Annotated in this window: 17 protein-coding genes; 14 read left to right on the top strand and 3 right to left on the bottom strand. The window is 38.2% G+C overall.

From position 1 onward, the window contains the following. Nucleotides 1-244: 244 nt before the first annotated feature. Genes K364_RS0115340 through K364_RS24415 form a run of 5 tightly spaced genes read left to right on the top strand, consistent with a single transcriptional unit; the run spans nt 245 to nt 4,501 of the window. On the top strand, nt 245-1,024 hold the full coding sequence (locus K364_RS0115340; RefSeq protein WP_035269695.1) for an IclR family transcriptional regulator: 780 nt from the start codon (nt 245-247) through the stop codon (nt 1,022-1,024). A 52-nt stretch (nt 1,025-1,076) separates the two neighbouring features. Then, nucleotides 1,077-1,472, top strand: coding sequence for a 4Fe-4S dicluster domain-containing protein (locus K364_RS25800; protein WP_169734761.1), 396 nt, complete (start codon nt 1,077-1,079; stop codon nt 1,470-1,472). Beyond that, entirely contained in the window at nt 1,469-3,301 is a 1,833-nt protein-coding gene (locus K364_RS0115330) for an aldehyde ferredoxin oxidoreductase family protein (RefSeq protein WP_028308746.1), read from the top strand. The genes K364_RS25800 and K364_RS0115330 overlap by 4 nt, the downstream gene beginning before the upstream one ends. After that, nucleotides 3,294-3,560: a MoaD/ThiS family protein gene (locus K364_RS0115325; protein ID WP_028308745.1), complete on the top strand. Its 267-nt coding sequence runs from the start codon at nt 3,294-3,296 to the stop codon at nt 3,558-3,560. Before K364_RS0115330 ends, K364_RS0115325 begins: the two co-directional genes overlap by 8 nt. 2 nt (nt 3,561-3,562) lie before the next feature. Next, complete coding sequence (locus tag K364_RS24415; RefSeq protein WP_051534129.1) at nt 3,563-4,501, top strand: dihydrodipicolinate synthase family protein; 939 nt, start codon at nt 3,563-3,565, stop codon at nt 4,499-4,501. An 81-nt stretch (nt 4,502-4,582) separates the two neighbouring features. Here K364_RS24415 and K364_RS24410 read toward each other — a convergent pair whose 3' ends face one another. Genes K364_RS24410 through K364_RS0115305 form a run of 3 tightly spaced genes read right to left on the bottom strand, consistent with a single transcriptional unit; the run spans nt 4,583 to nt 8,125 of the window. Continuing rightward, nucleotides 4,583-5,323 carry a response regulator transcription factor gene (locus tag K364_RS24410; RefSeq protein WP_035269691.1) on the bottom strand — a complete coding sequence of 247 codons (741 nt, stop codon included), beginning with the start codon at nt 5,321-5,323 and terminating at the stop codon, nt 4,583-4,585. Between the two features lie 20 nt (nt 5,324-5,343). Next, the gene (locus tag K364_RS25795; RefSeq protein WP_051534128.1) at nt 5,344-7,134 is read right to left on the bottom strand and encodes a histidine kinase; all 1,791 of its coding nucleotides are present in this window, start codon (nt 7,132-7,134) and stop codon (nt 5,344-5,346) included. Next, entirely contained in the window at nt 7,121-8,125 is a 1,005-nt protein-coding gene (locus K364_RS0115305) for a uroporphyrinogen decarboxylase family protein (RefSeq protein ID WP_028308744.1), read from the bottom strand. The genes K364_RS25795 and K364_RS0115305 overlap by 14 nt, the downstream gene beginning before the upstream one ends. 173 nt (nt 8,126-8,298) lie before the next feature. Here K364_RS0115305 and K364_RS0115300 point away from each other — a divergent pair, with 173 nt between their 5' ends. The 9 genes from K364_RS0115300 (at nt 8,299) to K364_RS0115260 (ending at nt 18,794) form a co-directional block, all read left to right on the top strand. Beyond that, on the top strand, nt 8,299-9,396 hold the full coding sequence (locus tag K364_RS0115300; protein ID WP_028308743.1) for a uroporphyrinogen decarboxylase family protein: 1,098 nt from the start codon (nt 8,299-8,301) through the stop codon (nt 9,394-9,396). Nucleotides 9,397-9,546: 150 nt separating this feature from the next. Next, nucleotides 9,547-10,623: a TRAP transporter substrate-binding protein DctP gene (gene dctP / locus K364_RS0115295; protein WP_028308742.1), complete on the top strand. Its 1,077-nt coding sequence runs from the start codon at nt 9,547-9,549 to the stop codon at nt 10,621-10,623. A 94-nt stretch (nt 10,624-10,717) separates the two neighbouring features. Continuing rightward, complete coding sequence (locus K364_RS0115290; RefSeq protein WP_028308741.1) at nt 10,718-11,239, top strand: TRAP transporter small permease subunit; 522 nt, start codon at nt 10,718-10,720, stop codon at nt 11,237-11,239. Between the two features lies 1 nt (nt 11,240). Next, nucleotides 11,241-12,560, top strand: a complete 1,320-nt coding sequence (locus K364_RS0115285) for a TRAP transporter large permease (RefSeq protein ID WP_028308740.1) — start codon at nt 11,241-11,243, stop codon at nt 12,558-12,560. Between the two features lie 117 nt (nt 12,561-12,677). Next, entirely contained in the window at nt 12,678-13,457 is a 780-nt protein-coding gene (locus tag K364_RS0115280) for a 2-keto-4-pentenoate hydratase (RefSeq protein ID WP_028308739.1), read from the top strand. Nucleotides 13,458-13,858: 401 nt separating this feature from the next. Then, nucleotides 13,859-15,187, top strand: a complete 1,329-nt coding sequence (locus K364_RS0115275; RefSeq protein ID WP_028308738.1) for a GntP family permease — start codon at nt 13,859-13,861, stop codon at nt 15,185-15,187. 76 nt (nt 15,188-15,263) lie between these two features. Then, nucleotides 15,264-16,280 (top strand): MtaA/CmuA family methyltransferase, encoded by a 1,017-nt coding sequence (locus tag K364_RS0115270; RefSeq protein WP_051534127.1) that lies wholly within the window; start codon nt 15,264-15,266, stop codon nt 16,278-16,280. Between the two features lie 287 nt (nt 16,281-16,567). Then, nucleotides 16,568-17,758, top strand: coding sequence for a PucR family transcriptional regulator (locus K364_RS25790; protein ID WP_051534126.1), 1,191 nt, complete (start codon nt 16,568-16,570; stop codon nt 17,756-17,758). Next, entirely contained in the window at nt 17,748-18,794 is a 1,047-nt protein-coding gene (locus K364_RS0115260) for an MtaA/CmuA family methyltransferase (RefSeq protein ID WP_051534125.1), read from the top strand. The genes K364_RS25790 and K364_RS0115260 overlap by 11 nt, the downstream gene beginning before the upstream one ends. The last annotated feature ends 186 nt before the right edge of the window (nt 18,795-18,980 follow it).

The following is an 18,980-nucleotide window of genomic DNA, read 5'->3' as shown; positions in this document are numbered from 1 at the left end:
GTTCCACAAGGTAGATAGTATTCACAAAGACTAAGGCTTCCACCGACGTCAAGGACTTGGCGCCCTAAAGGACTGGTATTTCTACGCATTAAAATGCTAGAACTACTGGCGCAAGCCAAGTTTTGTTTTATATTCAAATCTTTTTTGAAAAAAGTGCAATTCACAAGCAGGATTATTTTTGCAAGAGGAGAATTATTATTCTAAATAGCGAACCAAATTCGAAATAGCGAACAGGAGAGTTGTTATGGTAGAAAAACTTAACAAATCTGCAATGCGTGCCTTAGATGTTTTGAGTTTACTAGCCAGGGCAGAAGGGCCATTGACAATTACAGAAATAAGTAAAGCCCTGGGGATACCTAAAAGCAGCACATTTGAGCTTGTCTATACACTAGTTCACAAGCAGTATTTACAGGTACACGACAAAAATCTTAAAAATTATAAAATTGGCATAAAAACCTTTGAAGCTGGAGCAGCTTACCTGTCCAAGGCTGATCTCCATACAGAGTCAAGGCCTCTACTGGAAAAAATGAGTTTAACATCAGGGGAAACAGTATTTTTGGCTGTAGAAGACAATGGAGATGTGGTATACCTTGATAAAGTGGAGGGTCCTAGACTTATAAGGACTACTGCAGTGCTAGGATCCAGGTACCCCATGCATTGTACTGGCCTGGGAAAGGCCTTGTTAGCTGCCTACCCTGAAGACAGGGTTAAAGAGATAACTGGAGGTGGTCAATTACTTGCAAGAACAGAGTTTTCTATTACTCGCTTTAGCTCTCTTCTTGAAGACCTGGCGGAAACCAGAAAAAGGGGCTTTTCCATTGATATGAGAGAAAGTGAAGTGGATGTCTGCTGTGTCGCTGCACCCATTTACAATAGTCACATGGAGCCCATAGCTGCCATAAGCATAGCTGCTTTAGCTACTAACTATGAGAACACATTAAATTCTTATAGCTTATTAGTAACAAAAACAGCTCTAGAAATATCCAAAAGACTAGGGTATGTTGGTGATAAACTATATCCTTAAATTAACAAAAACAAAGATAATAACTTTTACAGAAATAGTAGGAGGTGCTAGCTTGCTAAAATTCAGCAAAGACAAATGTGTAGGCTGCAGCATATGTGAAGTCATATGCTCAATGGAACATGAAGGAAAAATAAACACAAAAAAAGCCAGAATCCGCTATCGAGATGACTGGCCCCAGACAGGCAAAGTAGAAGTCTGCAGAAACTGTGGAGCAAAGCCCTGTATCAAAGTATGCCAGGAAAATGCCCTGGACCTGGATGGAGACAACAACCTGGCATTTAAACAAGAAGCCTGCACAGGCTGCCTGGACTGCAGTACAGCCTGTCCCTTTGGAGAACTGCCAACAGACGGACAATACCCACTTTTTTGTGACAGATGCAACGGAGCATATCAATGCATAAACTGGTGCCCAACAAAGGCCCTAACAAAGGCAGGTGAAGCAAGATGACAAAAACCCCAGGATACGCAGGCAGGATACTAACAATAGACCTGACAAACAGGACCCATAGAATTGAAGAGCTACCACAGGCCCTGATAGAAAATTATCTAGGGGCCAAAGGCTTTGGAGCAAAAATACTATATGACCAATTACCATCTAACTGTGACCCCCTATCACCAGAAAACATTATAATCTTTGCCACGGGGCCATTAACAGGAACCCTGGCACCAGCAAGCTCAAGATCAGTAATCATAACCAAAAGCCCCTTAACAGGCATCTGGCTGGATTCTAACTGTGGGGGAACCTTCGGCCCAGAACTTAAAGCAGCAGGATATGACCTGGTAAAAATCACAGGCAAAGCAGACAAGCCAGTATATATTCTAATAAACAACAACCAGATACATATCAAAGACTGCAGCCACCTCTGGGGAACAGATGCATTGAGTACCAATACATGGCTAAAAAACAAACACGGCAAAGAATACAAAGCAGCAAGCATTGGAGAAGCAGGAGAAAAACAGGTCCTGATGGCAGCCGTCATAGCAGAAGGCAGGGCCTACGGCAGGGGAGGAGCAGGAGCCGTATTGGGCTCAAAGAACCTAAAAGCCATAGCAGTTTCAGGCAGCAACCCAATAGAAATCCATAACTACCATGAATTTATGATAGCAAACAGGGAGGCAAAAAACGAAATAGCAATAAATCCAGATACAGGAGGCTCACGACCAAAATACGGCACAAGCGGCATTTACTCCTATATCCGAGAAGGAGGCGCACTGCCGGCAAAAAACTTTCAAGGAGGAACCTATCCTGGAGCAGAAGAAGTAGATGAACACTATCTTGCAAAAGAAATCTATGACAAAGACAGATCATGCTTTGCATGTCCCATCGCCTGCTCAAAATACTCCACAGTTAAAACAGGAAAATACAAAGATAAATTTGTGGAAGGTCCAGAATACGAAAACGTATGGTCCTTTGGAGCCCAGTGCGGCAACAGTGACATGGGGGCAGTAGTCCATGCAGAATACCTGTGTGACTACTATGGCATAGACTCAATTTCCGCAGGCAATGCCATAGGCTTTGCCATGGAATGCTACGAAAAAGGCCTGATAAAAAAAGAACAAATAGACTTTAACCTGAGCTTTGGAAATGATGAGGCAATTATTAACTTAATACATCTAATAGGAAAAAAAGAAGGCTTTGGAAAGATCCTGGGACAAGGAGTAAAAAGAGCATCTAAAGAAATAGGCCCAGAAAGCCAACACTTTGCAATGCATGTAAAAGGCCTGGAATTACCAGCCTATGACCCACGTGGAGCCTTTGGCATGGGCCTGGCCTATGCCACAAGTGATAGAGGAGGCTGCCATTTAAGTGCCTTTCCAGTAAAAACAGAACTTTTAAGCAGCAACCAGAGGATAGACCCCTTATCCAGCGAATTCAAAGCAGAACTAGTAAAAAACGAGCAAGATTGGTTTACAGTAATAGACAGCCTTGGCATCTGCCTCTTTGCCATATTTGCACTAGGACCAAACCAGATAACGGACCTGCTTTACACCCTTACAGGACAAAATAACTTTTCATCAGCCCAAAAGCTCATAAAAATAGGGGAAAGAATAAACAATCTGACCCGGCTCTTTAACCTAAGAGAAGGGATTACAGCAGCAGATGATAACCTGCCGCCACGCCTTATAAAAGAAGCCTTACAGGAAGGACCCTCAAAAGGTCACACAGTGCCACTGACAGAAATGCTGGCAGAATACTACCTCATTAGAGGCTGGGATAGACAGGGAAGACCCACACCAGAAAAATTACAAGAATTAGAGCTGATGACTAATGAATAAAGCTAACATAAAAATCAAATTCTTTGCCATGGCAGCCAACGAAATAGGCGTAAAAGAACTGGAACTGCAGGTAGAAAAAGACCTAACAGAAAGCTTAAAACAAATAGAAGAAAAAATTAACTGGCCGTTGCGCACAAACCTGGAAAATAACAGATTTGCCCTGATGCTAAATGGGAGAACACTAAAAACACCCATAGAAAACAAACAACTAGCAGACGGAGACGTATTGGCCCTAATTCCTATAATGGGAGGCGGTTAAACTTGAACACTAAAGACAAATTTTTCAAACCAGAGGGCATATACCCGGCAATGGTAACACCCTTTGATGATAATGGAAACGTAAACGAAGAAGAGCTGAGAAAATATGTCAGCTGGCTCATAGACAGCAGAGTAAGCGGACTATTTCCCCTGGGCAGCTGTGGAGAATTCATCCATATGAGCTTTGCAGAAAAGGTCAAAGTAATGGAAATCATAGTAGACGAAGCAAAAGGCCGGGTGCCGGTAGTGCCAGGCACAGCAGAAAGCTGTGCAGGCAAATGTATAGAACTAACCAAGGCAGCAAAAGCCATAGGGTGCCAATCAGTAGTTGTCGCACCTCCCTATTACTTTCCCTCTTCCCAGGAAATAATGGAAGAACATTATACCCAGCTGGCAAAAGCAGTACCAGACTTTCCAATAGTATTATATAACATACCCCTATTTGCACAGCCCATAAGCTATGACGTGGTAAAAAGGCTGAGCAGAATGGACAACATAGTAGGCATGAAAGACAGCAGCGGCAGCATGGTTGATTTAATGCACTTCATGGATAAAATAAAAATTGCAGGTGAAGACCTTAATATCCTAATAGGCCGAGAAGAAATGTTTCTTGCAGGATTAATGGCTGGAGCAAAGGGAACCATGTCTGCTACTGTTGGTATAGTTCCTGAAATCATGTCAGGCATCTATGAAGCCTGGAAGCAAAGGGATCATGACCTTGCCCAGCAGCTGCAGTTTTCTGTTCTTAACCTGATAAGGGCAATGTTTGCCCTGCCCTTTCCCATAGGTTTTAAAGCTGCCCTTGATGTGCGGGGATTTAACATGGGTAGACCCAAGCAGCCCCTATCTCCTGCAGACCAGTATAACTATTCCATGGTAAAAGCAAGAATTCACAAGATTTTGGATCAAAGGCTGGGAGATAAGCTGAAGGCAGTAGTCTAATTTGTTTTGCCAATCTAAACTTAAAGCATAACCCTGCCCCAGCGACAACAGCGGCAAGGTTATGCTTTTATGTTTTACCGTTTATCTATTACCTATAATTAAAGAATTTTGTCGGTGCTGACTGGGTGTAATACCGGTTTTTTGTTTAAAGATCTGTGTAAAGTACTTGGCATCTTTGTATCCAATTAGCTCTGCTATTAAATTAACGGAATAACTAGTATCAATTAAGAGTCTCTTGGCCTCTCTAATACGAGTATCAGCAAGGAACTCACTAAAAGTTTGATTAGTTTCCTGCTTGAAAAGCCTGCTGAAATAGCTGGGATTTAAATAAACCTTTCCTGATACTTCTTTCATGGAGATGTCTCTATTAAAGTTAGCCTCAATATATTTAATGGCTACTTTAATGGATGCATGGTTTAAATCCTCTTGAATTTTGCTGTAGCTTGTCTGCTCTTCATTACCTTTTTTATAGTCAGCTATAACCTGTTTTAGTTCACCAGTTTCAACAGGTTTTAAAAGATAATTTTTTGCACCAAATCTTATTGCTTCCTGAGCATATATAAACTCATCATATGCAGAAATAATTACTATTGACGTTTTAGGACATGACTTCAATATTTGTGGAGCAGCCTCCAGGCCTGTCATTTCAGGCATTCTTATGTCAATAAAACATATGTCAGGGGAAAATGTATTTGCTATATTAATAGCATCTAAACCAGTGGAAGCTTCCTGAAAGGAAACGTCGTTGCTTAGAAGAGAATTGATTTTATATCTTAAGGCTTTCCTTTCTAGTGATTCATCATCCACGATTAGTATTTTCATGAGCTTATGACCTCCCGGAATCATTCTATAAACGGAAGCACTATTTTAATACAAGTACCTTTTGGTTCATTTTTCTTAATTTCAAGGCTGCATTCAGAACCAAAAAACTGAACAAGTCTTCTATAAACATTATCAATTCCCAGGCCAGTGACCTGGCTTGTCCCTGTCTTATCAATTTTTAACCTGTTGATTTCTTCAATTTTATTTGAAGGGATACCCACTCCAGTATCCTTTATGAATATGTTTATATAGTCATTAACCAGCTGGATTATTATATCCACTCGCCCCCCTATTTTTAAAGGTTCGACGCCATGAATAATGGCATTTTCTACAAGGGGTTGAATAATCATGCAGGGAATCTTTGCATGTTTTATGCTATCATCCAGGCCAATATTATATTGTAATCTATCGTTGTAACGAAAGGATTGAATAAACAGATAAGAATTGATTATTTTTACCTCATCATTAATTGTCACAATATTTGCAACGCTCTGTAAGGTATACCTGAGAAGTTTTGCTATTGCATTTAATAGTTGGTGAGTTTTACTAGCCTTTTCAAAAAGGGCTACATTAGCTATTGTATTTAATGTATTAAATAAAAAGTGTGGATTGACCTGGGCCTGTAAAGCTTTTAACTCTGCATCCTTAGCCAGCAATTCTAATTGGGATTGTTTTTGTACAAAGCTGTGTAAATACTTGTAGTAATTATTTACCTGGGTATTGATTAGTAGTTTCTCTGCCTTGGCTGATATAAGCTCTTTAAGTATGTTGATAATACTGTTTAGGTTGCTAATCTTTTCAATGGTAATTTCTGCCTTGCTGGAGCCATTGAGCAGGCAAGGGGCCGCAGCTGTATTTTTGCTCATTTCTAATTCAAAATGACCTGCAACAATATATGAAAGCAGCTCTTCTTTGAAAAATACTGGTATAATAAGCTCTGCATATCCATTGTCACAAGAATTTACATAGCCTAGATTTATAATCCCCTGGTCTAAATAGTCTAAATAATTATCAAGCTTTAAGTTTGAAATCTTGTGATAGTCTCTTGTATCCATGTGGTTATGGTGAAGAGCTATCTCTATTCCAAGTAATTGGGAAATAGTTTTACAAAACCCATCTAGATTAGTTAAGTTTACTTCATGAGAATAGGTGCTGGCAGTACATAATTTTTTTTCAACCAATGATTTAATGAGCTTGATGCCATCAAAGGCATCTGTAGCATAACCATCAACATTAACATCTTCTGCTACCTGTCTGGTAAAGGGAGCACCACCTACAATTATTCTAGTGTCACTAATTCCAGCCTCTTGGAATGTTTTAACTGTTTCTGAAATTTTATCTTTACAGCTTGAGAGCAAGGCTGAAATGCAAACCACATCAGGCTTGTAAAAGGTTGCCGCTTCCAAAAACTTTTTAGGGGAAACGTCAACTCCCAAATCTATTGCATCAAACCCAGATGCCTCAAGTACCATTTTCATAATGTTTTTGCCAATGTCATGGATATCCCCTTCTATTGTTCCTATGACCACTCTGGCATATGGAGTGGCAAATTTAGTTTTATCCATGGCTTTAAGCTTTTTGAAGCCTTCTTGTATGGCCTTTGAGCTTATTATTACATCGGTTATAAAAAGACTACCTTGTTCAAATAAGACATCAATTCTTTCCATTGCAGGTATAAATACTTGAGAAATTATCTCAGTTGCATTAACAGATTCGCTGCTGTTTATGTGCTCTTCTAGCAAGGCAACTGTAAGCTCAATGCTGCCCTGGCAGATGGCGTTGATTATTTTTTCATAATTAGTATTTTCCATATTTTTTTACCGCCTGACCCATTGCTAATACATTTTCTAGTTTACAGTAATTTGTTATGGAGTTGGCACTGCTTAATATATACCTGCCACCAGGGGCTGCCAGCGTTATCTTTTCATAAACTTCTTGTTCTACTTCTTCCAGTGTTCCACTTGTTAATGTATGGCGTATGTCCACATTTCCAATCAAGCATATTTCAGACCCATATTTTTTCTTCATGAAGGCCAGGTCCATACAGCTAGGGTCTATAGGGTGAAGGCCTGAAAAGCCTAATGTGAGCAGGTCATCTAAAAGGGGAAGGATATTCCCATCACTATGAAGGACCCAGGGTTTATTGAGTTTACCGGCAAGCCTACTGAAGGTAGGCAGAAACATTTTTTTAAAGGTCCCAGGGGACATAAATGGTCCCTTGCTGAAACCCAAATCTTCCGCAACAATATAAAAATCAAAGGGCAATTCATTAATAATATCAATAATTTTTTCGCACCAGCTGCTGTATTTATAAAATACTTCCTCAATAAAACTAATGTCATAATGTAATGCTAACGCAAAGTTCTCTAAACCCATGCTAAGAATGGTTGAGATACACCCAAACCTTAATTTGGCATAAACAGCCAGGTTGCGGCTGGTACTATTCAGCCATTCTTTTATCTGCAGATATTTAAATGCTGCAGCAGGTTCAGGCAACTGCAATAGATGAAGGTAATCTCTAGATTTTAGTATGCCCTCTCCATGGGTGCTTGTGCCATTATATGTGAGTTTTGGAGCCAATGTAGGAGGAAAAAAATTCAATTCAACACAGGGAAGGGTTGAACCTATAGCATCAACTCCCATTTTCAAGGCAAACTCTTCAGGTGTATAAGATTTTTTTCCCATTAATTTTTCTTGAAATTCTAGAGCGATTTCCATTTCAAACCAGGGCACACGGTCCGGCAGCTCTTTGCCTAACAGAGCTGTCATTATTCTTTCTTTAGATGTCATTTCATGTTTCATACCAAAACTCCCTTTTATACTTAAACGTCAAAGCTTTAATATATCTTATCATATACTGCAAAAAAGTAAAAAAAACTACACCAATGTCAAATATGGCTACATTTTCAACTATTAATATTTAAAATATAATAAATTATACAACAATTCAGGAAACAATTAAAGGTGGGATAGTAATGAAAACCTCAATGACTTCTAGAGAACGTGTTATGACCGCTTTAAAATTAAAAGAACCTGATCAAGTTCCCTTCGCAGAAAGTGCAATTGATGAAGTACTTCAGGTGAAATTAATGGGGAGGGATGATTTCACACCAGATGAATTATGTGAGCTTTTAGGCCTGGATGCTTTTGGCTACGAATACCCTTCAGGGGGGATTGCAGAGGCAGGGGAAGTAATAAAAAGTGGCACATCACATGAAGGATACCATAACCCTCAAAAGATAACCTTTGACTTTATACCACCATGGATAGCAGAAATGGAACATGGTGTGGGGGGTAGAAATTTTATTAAAAAAGGTTTGATAAGGGATGAAAGCTCATTATCACTAATGGACGAGTACCTCCCTGACCCTCATGATCAAAGGAGGTATGAAAAGGTTGCCAATTGGATAGCAAAGTATAAAAAAGATTATGCAGTTTTTGCCCGCATTAGAATAGGACCTGCACCAGTTATTAACAGTATCGGTTTTGAAGAGCTTTGTTATATGATATATGATAATCCAAGCTTGGTAAAAGAAGTCCATAGAAGATATTCAGAATGGACTGCCCAGGTGGTTAAGTATTTAAATGAGATGGACTTTGACTTTTTCTGGGCTGCAGATGATATTGCTGACAATAAGAGTCCCTGGTTTTCACCATCCATGTTTCGCGAGTTTTTCCTGCCATATATGAAAATTGCTGCAGACGAGATTAAAAAGCCCTGGATTTTCCACAGTGATGGAAACCTTTTTCCAGTATTAGATGAGCTTCTTACCCTGGGCATGAATGGCATACACCCTATACAGCCATCAGCAATGGACATTGGCAGGATGAAAGCTGACTATGGCAGCAAGGTCTGTATAGTAGGAAATATAGATTTAGATTATACACTAACTCGAGGAACTCCAGAAGAAACTGATGCAGAAGTAAAAGAACGCATTAGAACCATTGGGCCAAAGGGAGGCTATATTGTTAGCAGCGCAAACTCCCTTGCATCCTACGTATTACCTGAAAATGCGCTGGCTTTAGGCAAGGCTGTAAAAAAATATGGCAGGTATCCTATTACAGTTGAGTAGTAAATAGGATTGGTGTAAAGTGCATAAGTTCTAAAATGTATAAAAAATTGAGTGAGTAAGAAAACCAATATGCAAGGAGGTGCAGTTTTAAGTTTAGGGGTTAAAAATTATAGGCGAATGAATAATAAAATGAATTGAGGAGGTAATGATGTGAGAAAGAATCTGTTGATCCTGGTCTTGGTTATGGTGCTGGCTATTTTTGCGGCAGCTTGCGGCTCTGGCGATGCAAAACAAACTTCAGGGGGAGATAATGCGGCACCAGTGGCCACTGAAAAGCACAAGTGGGACTTTCAATCATGGACCTGGTCGGGGCTACATCCACACCATCAGTATGTACTTGATTTTGCCGACAGGGTATATGAATTATCCGGTGGGCGGCTTGAAATAGAAGTACATCCAAGGGACGCAGTAGTACCCCATTGGGAATCAACTGAAGTAACAGGACAAGGAGTATTAGATATGACTATGGATTGGCCAGGAGTGTGGTCAGGTAGAGATGTAGGTTTTAACCTTTTTGCTCCACCTCCAATGTCTCTTACAGAGGGTTGGCAGGTTACATCATGGTTCTATGATTATGGTGTTATAGATATTATGAGAGAGGCCTATGGTGAGTACAATCTATATATTCCTGGAGTAACATATTGGCAGCAAGAGAGCCTTCACTCAACCAAGCCAATTAGAAATGTTAGTGATTTTAGAGGTTTATCAGTAAGAACACCGCCAGGTATAACTGCAGATTTCTTCCAAGCAATGGGTGCGGCACCAGTTGTATTGCCACCAGCAGAAGTTTACTCAGCTTTAGATAGAGGAGTGGTGGATGCAGGAGAATGGGTTACTCCAGCAGGTAATTTCTCAGCAGGATACCATGAAGTAGCAAAATATCTTATATGGCCTTCACCCCACCAGAATACAGCTACTATTTATGTTGCAGTAAATAAGGATTCTTGGAATGCACTATCAGATGAACTCAAGGCTATTTTTGAGGCTGCATTAAGGGAATTTTCTTGGAACCATGAATATGGCGCTTTATTGGAAGATTACAAAGCAGTTAAACAATATGTAGCTGCAGGTAATGAGCATATCATGTGGGCCGATGAAGATTTAAGAGAAGCACAGTTAATTGCTATGGATCTATGGCGTTCATATGCTAATCAAAGCGAACTAGCCGCCAGATTAGTTAAAGAATTGGAAGAGTACATGAGGTTGATTGGTACGCTGCCTGAATAGACTTGAATAAAATCGATATTTTGCCCGGTATTTAGTTTATAGGAGGGAAAGTAATATATTTCCCTCCTAGTTTAACTATAAGGAGATGAGTGTGGTGAAATCCATATTGCACATTGTTGATCTAATTAATGAGTGGCTGGGGAGACTAATGGCCGTTGTTGTAGTTGCGGCTGTATTTATAATTACCTATGGTGTGGTTATGCGGTACGTGTTTAAAAATCCTATTCCTGTAGTTTTCGAATTGACAATTTATCCATTAGCTGCAGTATATGCCCTATCTGCCGGATATGCTTTATTGCACAATGCTCATGTTAATGTTGAAGCAGTTACGCAAAGGCTATCTCCAAAAAATAGGCAGATACTTGCCATAATTACCTTTCCCGTATTTGTTTTATTTTGCCTAGCATTAATGTGGGGAGGATACCAGTGGGCATGGAAGTCATATCTTATGAATGAAACAACCGGATCGGCATGGGGCTTAACCCTATACCCTTTCAAATTTGCCCTGCCTATAGGGGCTACCTTGCTTTTACTTCAAGGGATAGTAAAGCTAATACGAGATATGCATCTCTTAACACAAGACCCTAAAGGTAATGGACAGGAAGGAGAGAGGTAGTGTGAGTATAGAATTATTGACAATAGTAATAATAATTTCATTTGTAGGCTTATTAATGGCCGGATTGCCCATGGCTTTTGCAGCAGGAGGCCTTGCTACCATAGTTACTCTATTCATGTGGGGGCCAAGTTTTTTCCCGTTAATATTAATGAGAGTATTTGAACAAATGGGAAGCTATACTTTTGTTGCTGCTCCCATGTTCATATTCATGGCATCTGTTTTAGAAAGAATAGGTGTTGCAGAAGAGCTATTTGAAGGTCTCTATACATGGTTAGGCTCCTTACGGGGCGGATTAGCCATTGCAACTGTAGTGGCTTGTGCAATAATTGCAGCAATGGTTGGAATTATTGGTGCTGGAATAGTATTAATGGGATTAGTAGCCCTGCCACAAATGTTAAAAAGGGGATATGACAAGAATTTGTCCACAGGGACGATTGTTGCGGCAGGGTCTCTTGGTGTTTTAATTCCTCCAAGCATTCTGTTTATTGTATATTCTATGGTTGCTGGTGTATCTGTAGGAAGGCTTTTTGCTGGAGCTTTAGTACCAGGACTTTTACTTGCCTTATTATATATTTTATACATTATAGTAAGATGCTACTTAAATCCTAATATGGGACCAACTGCTTTAAGCAGTGGAGAACCCAGACCATCCATGAAGCAAAAAATAGCACTTCTTAAAGTCCTTATTGCACCAATATTTTTAGTAATTGCTGTAATGGGAAGCATTTTTTTTGGAATTGCAACACCAACAGAGGCGGCGGGTGTTGGGAGCTTTGGAGCTCTAATAGTAGCTTTAATACGTAGGAAGTTGGATTTCAAGATGTTAAAAGAATCTGCTTTGCAAACCGTTCGAGTCTCAGCAATGATAATGTGGATAATTTTTGGTGCCACTGCTCTTATTGCTGTTTACACACGAGCAGGTGGTGCTAGATTTTTGGAGGGCTTAATTAATTCCATACCATTAGGCGAATGGGGCATATTTATTTCATTACAGGTATTATTTTTTGTCATGGGCTTTTTCCTTGATTGGATTGGGATACTTATGCTGACTGGCCCACTATTAATACCTGTTATTGTGAAGCTAGGGTTTGATCCTTTATGGTTTGGTGTTGTTTTTGCTGTGAATATGCAAATGGCATATTTAACACCACCTTTTGGTCCTGCTTTATTCTATTTAAAGGGGGTAGCACCACCAAATATAAAAATAACGGATCTTTATCGTGCTGCCATACCCTTTGTGGCTTTGCAAATTTTAGGTCTTATCCTTATTATTTTGTTCCCTCAACTAGTTCTTTGGCTGCCATCAGTATTGTTTCCGTGATATAAATTGAACATGGCATTTTTAATGGGAAAAATGGATTAACGGTTAATATATTATGAAAACGGTGTATGTTTACAAAAAAATTTTAAATAAGAAATTAAAAAAGGCTGAAGAAAAATGGAAAAAACAATTAAAAAAATTTCAGACAAGATCTATTATGCTGAAAAAAATCACCAATTCATTGAGCCTATATCAATAGTTTGCTCCAATATTGGAATAAATGAAGCATATGGTATTCAATTTAATAATGTAAAAAGGAAGGTAGCTGAAGGGGAAATAGTAATAGGTAAAAAAGTTGGATTGACTAATAGAAAGGCACAGGAAAAGCTGGGTTTTAACGGGCCGGTTTTTGGCTACCTGTTCAATTCAATGAATGCTTCTGAAGAAGCCTATATTGACATGACAGAATTAATTAGGCCCAAATTGGAAGTGGAAATGGCATTTTTACTAAAAAAAGATTTAAGGGGACCGGGGATTACCATTTCACATGTGCTCCAGGCTGCAGAAGGAATATTTCCAGCCTTTGAAATAGTTGACAGCAGGTATGTTGGATGGAAGGGCAATATTATGGATATAATTGCTGATAATGTATGTGCTGCCAAGATAGCACTTGGAGAGAATATCATCCCCATAAACTTTGTTAACTTAAAGTATCTCGGAGTTGTATTAGAAAAAAACGGTAAAATATGCAAATTTGGAACTGGTGCTGCTGTTTTAGGTCAGCCCGCTTTAGCTGTAGCCTGGTTGGCAAACAAGATGGCTGAATTTAATTTGTCTTTGAAAGCTGGAGAAATCATACTGTCAGGTGCTTTGTTTGAACCTATTGAGATTAATACCAATGATATTTATCAGGCTACTATGGGTGATTATAGCAATGTAAGAAAAGTATTTAAATAACAAACACTCCTCCTCTTTATATCCCTGCTAACAGGACAGTTAGTGGGGATATTTTTTGCTTTATAAATCCCCCATGGATTGCTTCTTTCATATTAATTTAAGCTGTAAGATGTTGACGGTTCCCATCCTTTTTAGGAACTCATGTAACAACATTCTAAAATATATTAAACATTGAGGTAACAAATAAGTATCATTATTGCACACTTTTTCTAGAATTTATTAGGTAATATGGGTGCATTATGTTCATAGGCTTTTTTAAATATTAAAAGAAATAAAAGTTTATAGAAAAATATGAATAATACTATTTTACTTAATGATTTATTTTCAAGAAGGTGGTGATTTTTAGTAAGGACTAGTTTAAATTTAATAAACAAAAAATTATTAAATAGGAGGAATTATTTATGAGTGGCCCATTACTATTAGCTATAATTGTTGTGATGATTTTATTTCTTATACTTTTAGTTTCTAAAGTTAGACTACATGCTTTTTTAGCCCTAATTATTACATCTATACTTATGGGGCTTTTGACAGGACATTCTCCTTTAGAAGTTGTCAATGCTGTAACCCAAGGATTTGGAGGGTTAATGACTTATATTGGTATAGTCATTGCTTTAGGGGTTATTATTGGTGAGATTCTAGAATCTACTGGTGCTTCTGAAAAGATTGCTAAATCTGTTTTAAGAGTAGTAGGTAAAAATCGTAGTCCGCTTGCAATGGGGATAACAGGTGGAATAGTTTCAGTTCCAGTTTTTTGTGATTCTGGCTTTGTTATTCTTTCACCAATTTTTAGAGCAATTTCAAGAGTTGGTAAAGTTCCTGTAATGACGTTATCAGCAGCTTTAATGGCTGGACTATTAACAACTCACGTGTTTGTACCGCCAACCCCGGGACCAATTGCAGCAGCGGGTATACTAGGTGCTGATTTAGGCAAGGTTGTCCTTTATGGTATTATAGTTTCTATTCCTACTATTCTGGTTGCAGTTATGTGGGCAAATTCAAAATTTATTCGAAATAAGTTTCCAAGATTTATTACTGAAGATGATGTTGCACAGCCAACAACTGAGGAAAGTAAAGTTAAAACACCATCTACTTTTATGTCTTATGTGCCAATAGTTGTACCAATAGTATTAATTATAGCTCAATCGTTTGCCAATCAATTATTAGCCGATGATTCTTCTATAAGAGGGCTGCTTGCGTTTATTGGTCATCCAGCTATTGCTTTACTTATAGGTACAGGTATAGCTTTTACAATGGCGCCTAATACAGAAGAAGTTCGAGATCAGTGGGTAGGCCGTGCTCTTGAACGTGCAACTGTTATTTTAATGGTGACAGGAGCAGCAGGATCTTTTGGTAGAGTTCTAGCTATGACGGGCGTAGGTGAATATCTGGGAGGAGTTATTTCTGCTTGGGGAATACCAGGTGTTCTTCTACCATTTTTAATAGCGGCATTTATTCTTACTGCACAGGGTTCGGCAACAGTTGCAATTACAACAACTGCTGCAATATTAGCCCCTATGTTACCATCTTTGGGTATTTCACCTGAATTAGCTGTTCTTGCAATTGGTGCGGGAGCTGTAACAGTAGTTCATGCTAATGGTAGTTACTTCTGGGTAGTGACCAAGTTTTCAGGTATGAGCATAACTGAAGGTTACTGGGCGGTTACCGCTACAACTCTTGTAATGGGGATAACAGGTATTATTAGTGTTTTAATACTTTCAATGTTTGTTTAAAATTGTTATTCTATGTTTATCAGACGTTTTTTAAAATTAGCGTAAATTTTGTAACATAATGAAAGGAAGATTAAATATGTATTCTATGAAGCCTAAAGAACGTGTTTTAAAAGCACTTAATAGGGAACCAGTTGACCGCATTCCTGTTGGCAACCCTACTTCAGTGGCAACTGTTGAATCAATGGAGCAATGTGGTGCTTTTTTTCCTGATGCACATTTAGACCCGGAAAAAATGGCTACCCTTTCTGCAACAGGTTTTGAATTGCTTGGGTTTGATACAATTGCTCCTTACTTTAGTGTACAACAAGAAGCTGCGGCATTTGGAGCAAAAATGAGATGGGGCGAAGTTGATTCAATGCCCGATGTCTTAGAAAATCTATATGAGGACCCTAGCCAGATAGTTATACCTAGTGATTTTCTTGAAAGGCCTCCAATTCATACGGTTATAGAATCATTGAGAATACTAAAAAAATACTATGGGGATAATTTATGTTTAGTAGGCAAAGTAATGGGGCCTTGGACATTATCATACCACTTACATGGAGTCCAATCATTTTTAATAAACACTATCCTAGACCCTGAAAAAGTACGGGGGTTTTTGCAAAAATTGAAGGCTGTAACTATAATGTTTGCTAATGCTCAATTTGAAGCAGGGGCTGATGTTGTAACACTGGCTGACCATGCTACAGGTGATTTGGTTAGCGGAGATTGTTATAAAGATTTTCTTTTACCAGTGCATCAGGAGATCAATAAACTAATAAATGGTCCAACTATCCTTCATATATGTGGAAATACTACAGATAGGCTTGATCATATTGCAAAAGCAGGATTTAAATGTTTCCATTTTGATTCAAAAGTTAATCCAACTGAAGCAAAAAAAATAATTGATGGCAGAATAAGTCTAACGGGAAGTATCAATAATCCTACAGTTTTATATAAGGGTACGCCAGAAGATGTACGTAGAGAAGTATACAAGAATTGCGAGGCAGGAATAGAAATGATTTCTCCAGAGTGTGCAATTCCATTACGAACTCCAAATGAAAACTTAAGAGCAATTGTTAAAGCTGTAGAAGAATACTGTAAAGATAATTAAATAGCCTAGGGCCCTTTGTTTGAAACAAGACAGAGGGCTTTATTTAAATGTATTTTCCAAACCTGTTTAGAACATTTTTTTCTAGTTTAGTTAGCCTTTTGGACTGATAGGGCTGTAGTTAAAACACCTATTAATTTTCTACTTATATCAGTTTGTAAAGACTATAATTAAAGATAATCCACAAATAGTTTTCTATAAAAAACATTTTTACTTTTCACACAAAGAGTTGCGTTGTAACATTGTTCTAGATACATCTTTTTACTGTGAGAAAGTAGGAGGTAACTAATATGGACTGGAATTGTATTCAATCTCTAATCATTAGAACGTCAGAATTGTGGAACAGCCCAATAGAGGTTGCCAATTTTGACGGCACAATTGTAGCCTGCTCTAATCTGGACAGAAAGGGTATATCTAGAAAAGAGATTGCCCAGTTAAAAGCTGATGAACGGATTGTTACAATTGATACAACCAATTATTTACCACTTTTTCTTGAAAATGAGCCTGTTGGGTGGTTGTGCTGGAAAGGGGATAAAAAGTTAATTGAATCTGCATTATTAAAAATAGCCATTGAAGAAACGATAGCAATGGACAAAACCAGGATGGAAAGGTACTCCAAAACTAAAGAAGAGGAAATACTGATTAGAGGTTTATTAGACAGCCAGGCTGCATTAAATGAAAAGAAATTAGCAATGGCCGCAATGGAGTTGGGATATGACTTAAGCCTTCCAAGAGCTATAATTGTCGTATACCTGGAACCTAAAGAAAATGCATATTTTAATATAAATTTACAACTAGGTTATGATATTGTTCGAGAGCAGATGAAGGAGGATGTGAAAAAACAGATTAGAAATAATATCCATATTACTACCCAGGACTTTATCTCCTTCTATAATGACAGCATTCTTATTATAGGAAAAGCCTTCTTGAATACAGAGGAGTTACATCTTATTTACCAGGCACTTGATGTAATATGTGCTAATATTTTTGAACAAATAAAAGATAATAGAATTTTCTCCTCACAGCTATCTTACGGTAGTATAGCTTCTGATATTTCAGGAATAAGAAAATCTTACTTAGAGGCTATAAATATAATGAGTATAAGTGAATATTATGGTAAAAATGGCGGATTTGTTAAAGGTGATGAAATATTGATGGAATCTCTTGTAAATGAACTGCCAGGACGATTTATTGGTCGGCATCTTGAGCCGCTGTATCAAAAACTTGTCAACAGTGGAGATGCATTTGTTCAAATTATGGATACTGTGGAAACATACATTGATAATAACATGAATATAAAGTTAACTTCAGAAAAGCTTTACATGCATCGCAATACAGTGGCCAAGCATATAGAAAAAGTGGAAAGTATTACTGGGGTTAAACTAGACAAAGGGTTTAATAACATTTTTATAATTAAAATGCTATTAGTTTATTTTCGCAGGAAATCCATGAATCAAGAGGGGAAGCAAAATGTTTATTAATAGACAAATGACAGGCTGTGAAAGGGTAATAGCTGCACTTCAGGGCAAAGAAGTTGACAGGCTTCCTGTTATAAACCCCACATCTGTTGCTACCCTTGAAAGCATGATAAAGGTGCAGGCCTTCTTCCCAAGGGCACATTTTGATGCTCAAAAAATGGCTTTACTGGCGTCCGCCGGCCATGAATTACTAGGCTTTGATACTGTAGCTCCTTATTTTAGCATAGTTCTAGAAGCGGCAGCCCTCGGTTGCAATATAGATTGGGGGAAAAAAGATACCATGCCTGAAGTTAAAAAGGATTTCATGAAAACCCCAGAAGTAAAAGTTGATTTAAGGGGTTTTATTAATAAAAAGCCTGTTAAAGCACTTTTTGAAGCCATAGAGCTTTTAAAAAAAAGATATGATAACAGGGCAGCTGTAGTTGGCAAGGCAATTGGACCATTAACACTAGCGTACCATTTATATGGTGTTCAAAGCTATCTTCTTAAATTAATTATTGAACCAGAAAGTGCCAGAAAAATAATGCAGGATTTAGTAAAAGTCAGTTTGGAAATGGCCCATATTCAACTGGAGAAGGGGGCAGATGTGATTACATGGGCAGATCATGCTACCAGCAACCTGGTAAGCGCTGCTTGCTATAAGGAATATCTACTGCCTATTCAGCAGGAAGCTGTAAAAGAAGTAAATAAATACTGTCCTGTTATATTACATACATGCGGGGATGCAACTGACAGATTCTCATACATTACCAAGGCGGGTTTTACAGCTTTCCATTTTGATTCACGCAATTCATTAGAAGATTTGCTGCAAACAGCCAAGAATCGTATTACATTAATTGGCGGTATAAACAACCCTCAACTTTTATTAAATGGAACCCCTGATGATATTAAACAAAAAGTTTTTCGGTTAATACATATGGGTATTAACCTGGTTTCACCAGAATGTGCTGTTCCAATACGGACTCCAAACAGTAACCTGAAAGAAATCGTTAAGGCCGTTGCAAATTTCAATAGACAAGTAAAGAGAACAAGATTATAGACAGGAATGTTATATTTTTAATATGCATCCTAAATTTGTAATTCGGGTAATGGAAAGTAATGTATAAGGGTTTGGTTTAGATTTGAGCCTGCAACTGTTGTCATGTTGACAATACATTCCACTCATATTATTATTAAGCTATATTTTAATAAAACATTTGGGAGACTTATTCGCAGTGATGTACCG

It is taken from the genome of Desulfitibacter alkalitolerans DSM 16504 (genome assembly GCF_000620305.1).
In the GTDB taxonomy this organism is placed as follows: domain Bacteria; phylum Bacillota; class DSM-16504; order Desulfitibacterales; family Desulfitibacteraceae; genus Desulfitibacter; species Desulfitibacter alkalitolerans.
This window is presented reverse-complemented; position numbering and strand designations above follow the sequence as displayed.

Excerpts from the sequence above, each read along its gene's own strand:
- K364_RS0115300 (WP_028308743.1), top strand. The coding sequence starts at position 8,299 with ATGAAAACCTCAATGACTTCTAGAGAACGTGTTATGACCGCTTTAAAA.
- K364_RS0115260 (WP_051534125.1), top strand. The coding sequence starts at position 17,748 with ATGTTTATTAATAGACAAATGACAGGCTGTGAAAGGGTAATAGCTGCA.
- K364_RS0115325 (WP_028308745.1), top strand. The coding sequence starts at position 3,294 with ATGAATAAAGCTAACATAAAAATCAAATTCTTTGCCATGGCAGCCAAC.
- K364_RS25790 (WP_051534126.1), top strand. The coding sequence starts at position 16,568 with ATGGACTGGAATTGTATTCAATCTCTAATCATTAGAACGTCAGAATTG.
- K364_RS0115275 (WP_028308738.1), top strand. The coding sequence starts at position 13,859 with ATGAGTGGCCCATTACTATTAGCTATAATTGTTGTGATGATTTTATTT.
- K364_RS0115305 (WP_028308744.1), bottom strand. The coding sequence starts at position 8,125 with ATGAAACATGAAATGACATCTAAAGAAAGAATAATGACAGCTCTGTTA.
- K364_RS0115280 (WP_028308739.1), top strand. The coding sequence starts at position 12,678 with ATGGAAAAAACAATTAAAAAAATTTCAGACAAGATCTATTATGCTGAA.
- K364_RS25795 (WP_051534128.1), bottom strand. The coding sequence starts at position 7,134 with ATGGAAAATACTAATTATGAAAAAATAATCAACGCCATCTGCCAGGGC.
- K364_RS0115330 (WP_028308746.1), top strand. The coding sequence starts at position 1,469 with ATGACAAAAACCCCAGGATACGCAGGCAGGATACTAACAATAGACCTG.
- K364_RS0115270 (WP_051534127.1), top strand. The coding sequence starts at position 15,264 with ATGTATTCTATGAAGCCTAAAGAACGTGTTTTAAAAGCACTTAATAGG.
- K364_RS24410 (WP_035269691.1), bottom strand. The coding sequence starts at position 5,323 with ATGAAAATACTAATCGTGGATGATGAATCACTAGAAAGGAAAGCCTTA.
- K364_RS0115340 (WP_035269695.1), top strand. The coding sequence starts at position 245 with ATGGTAGAAAAACTTAACAAATCTGCAATGCGTGCCTTAGATGTTTTG.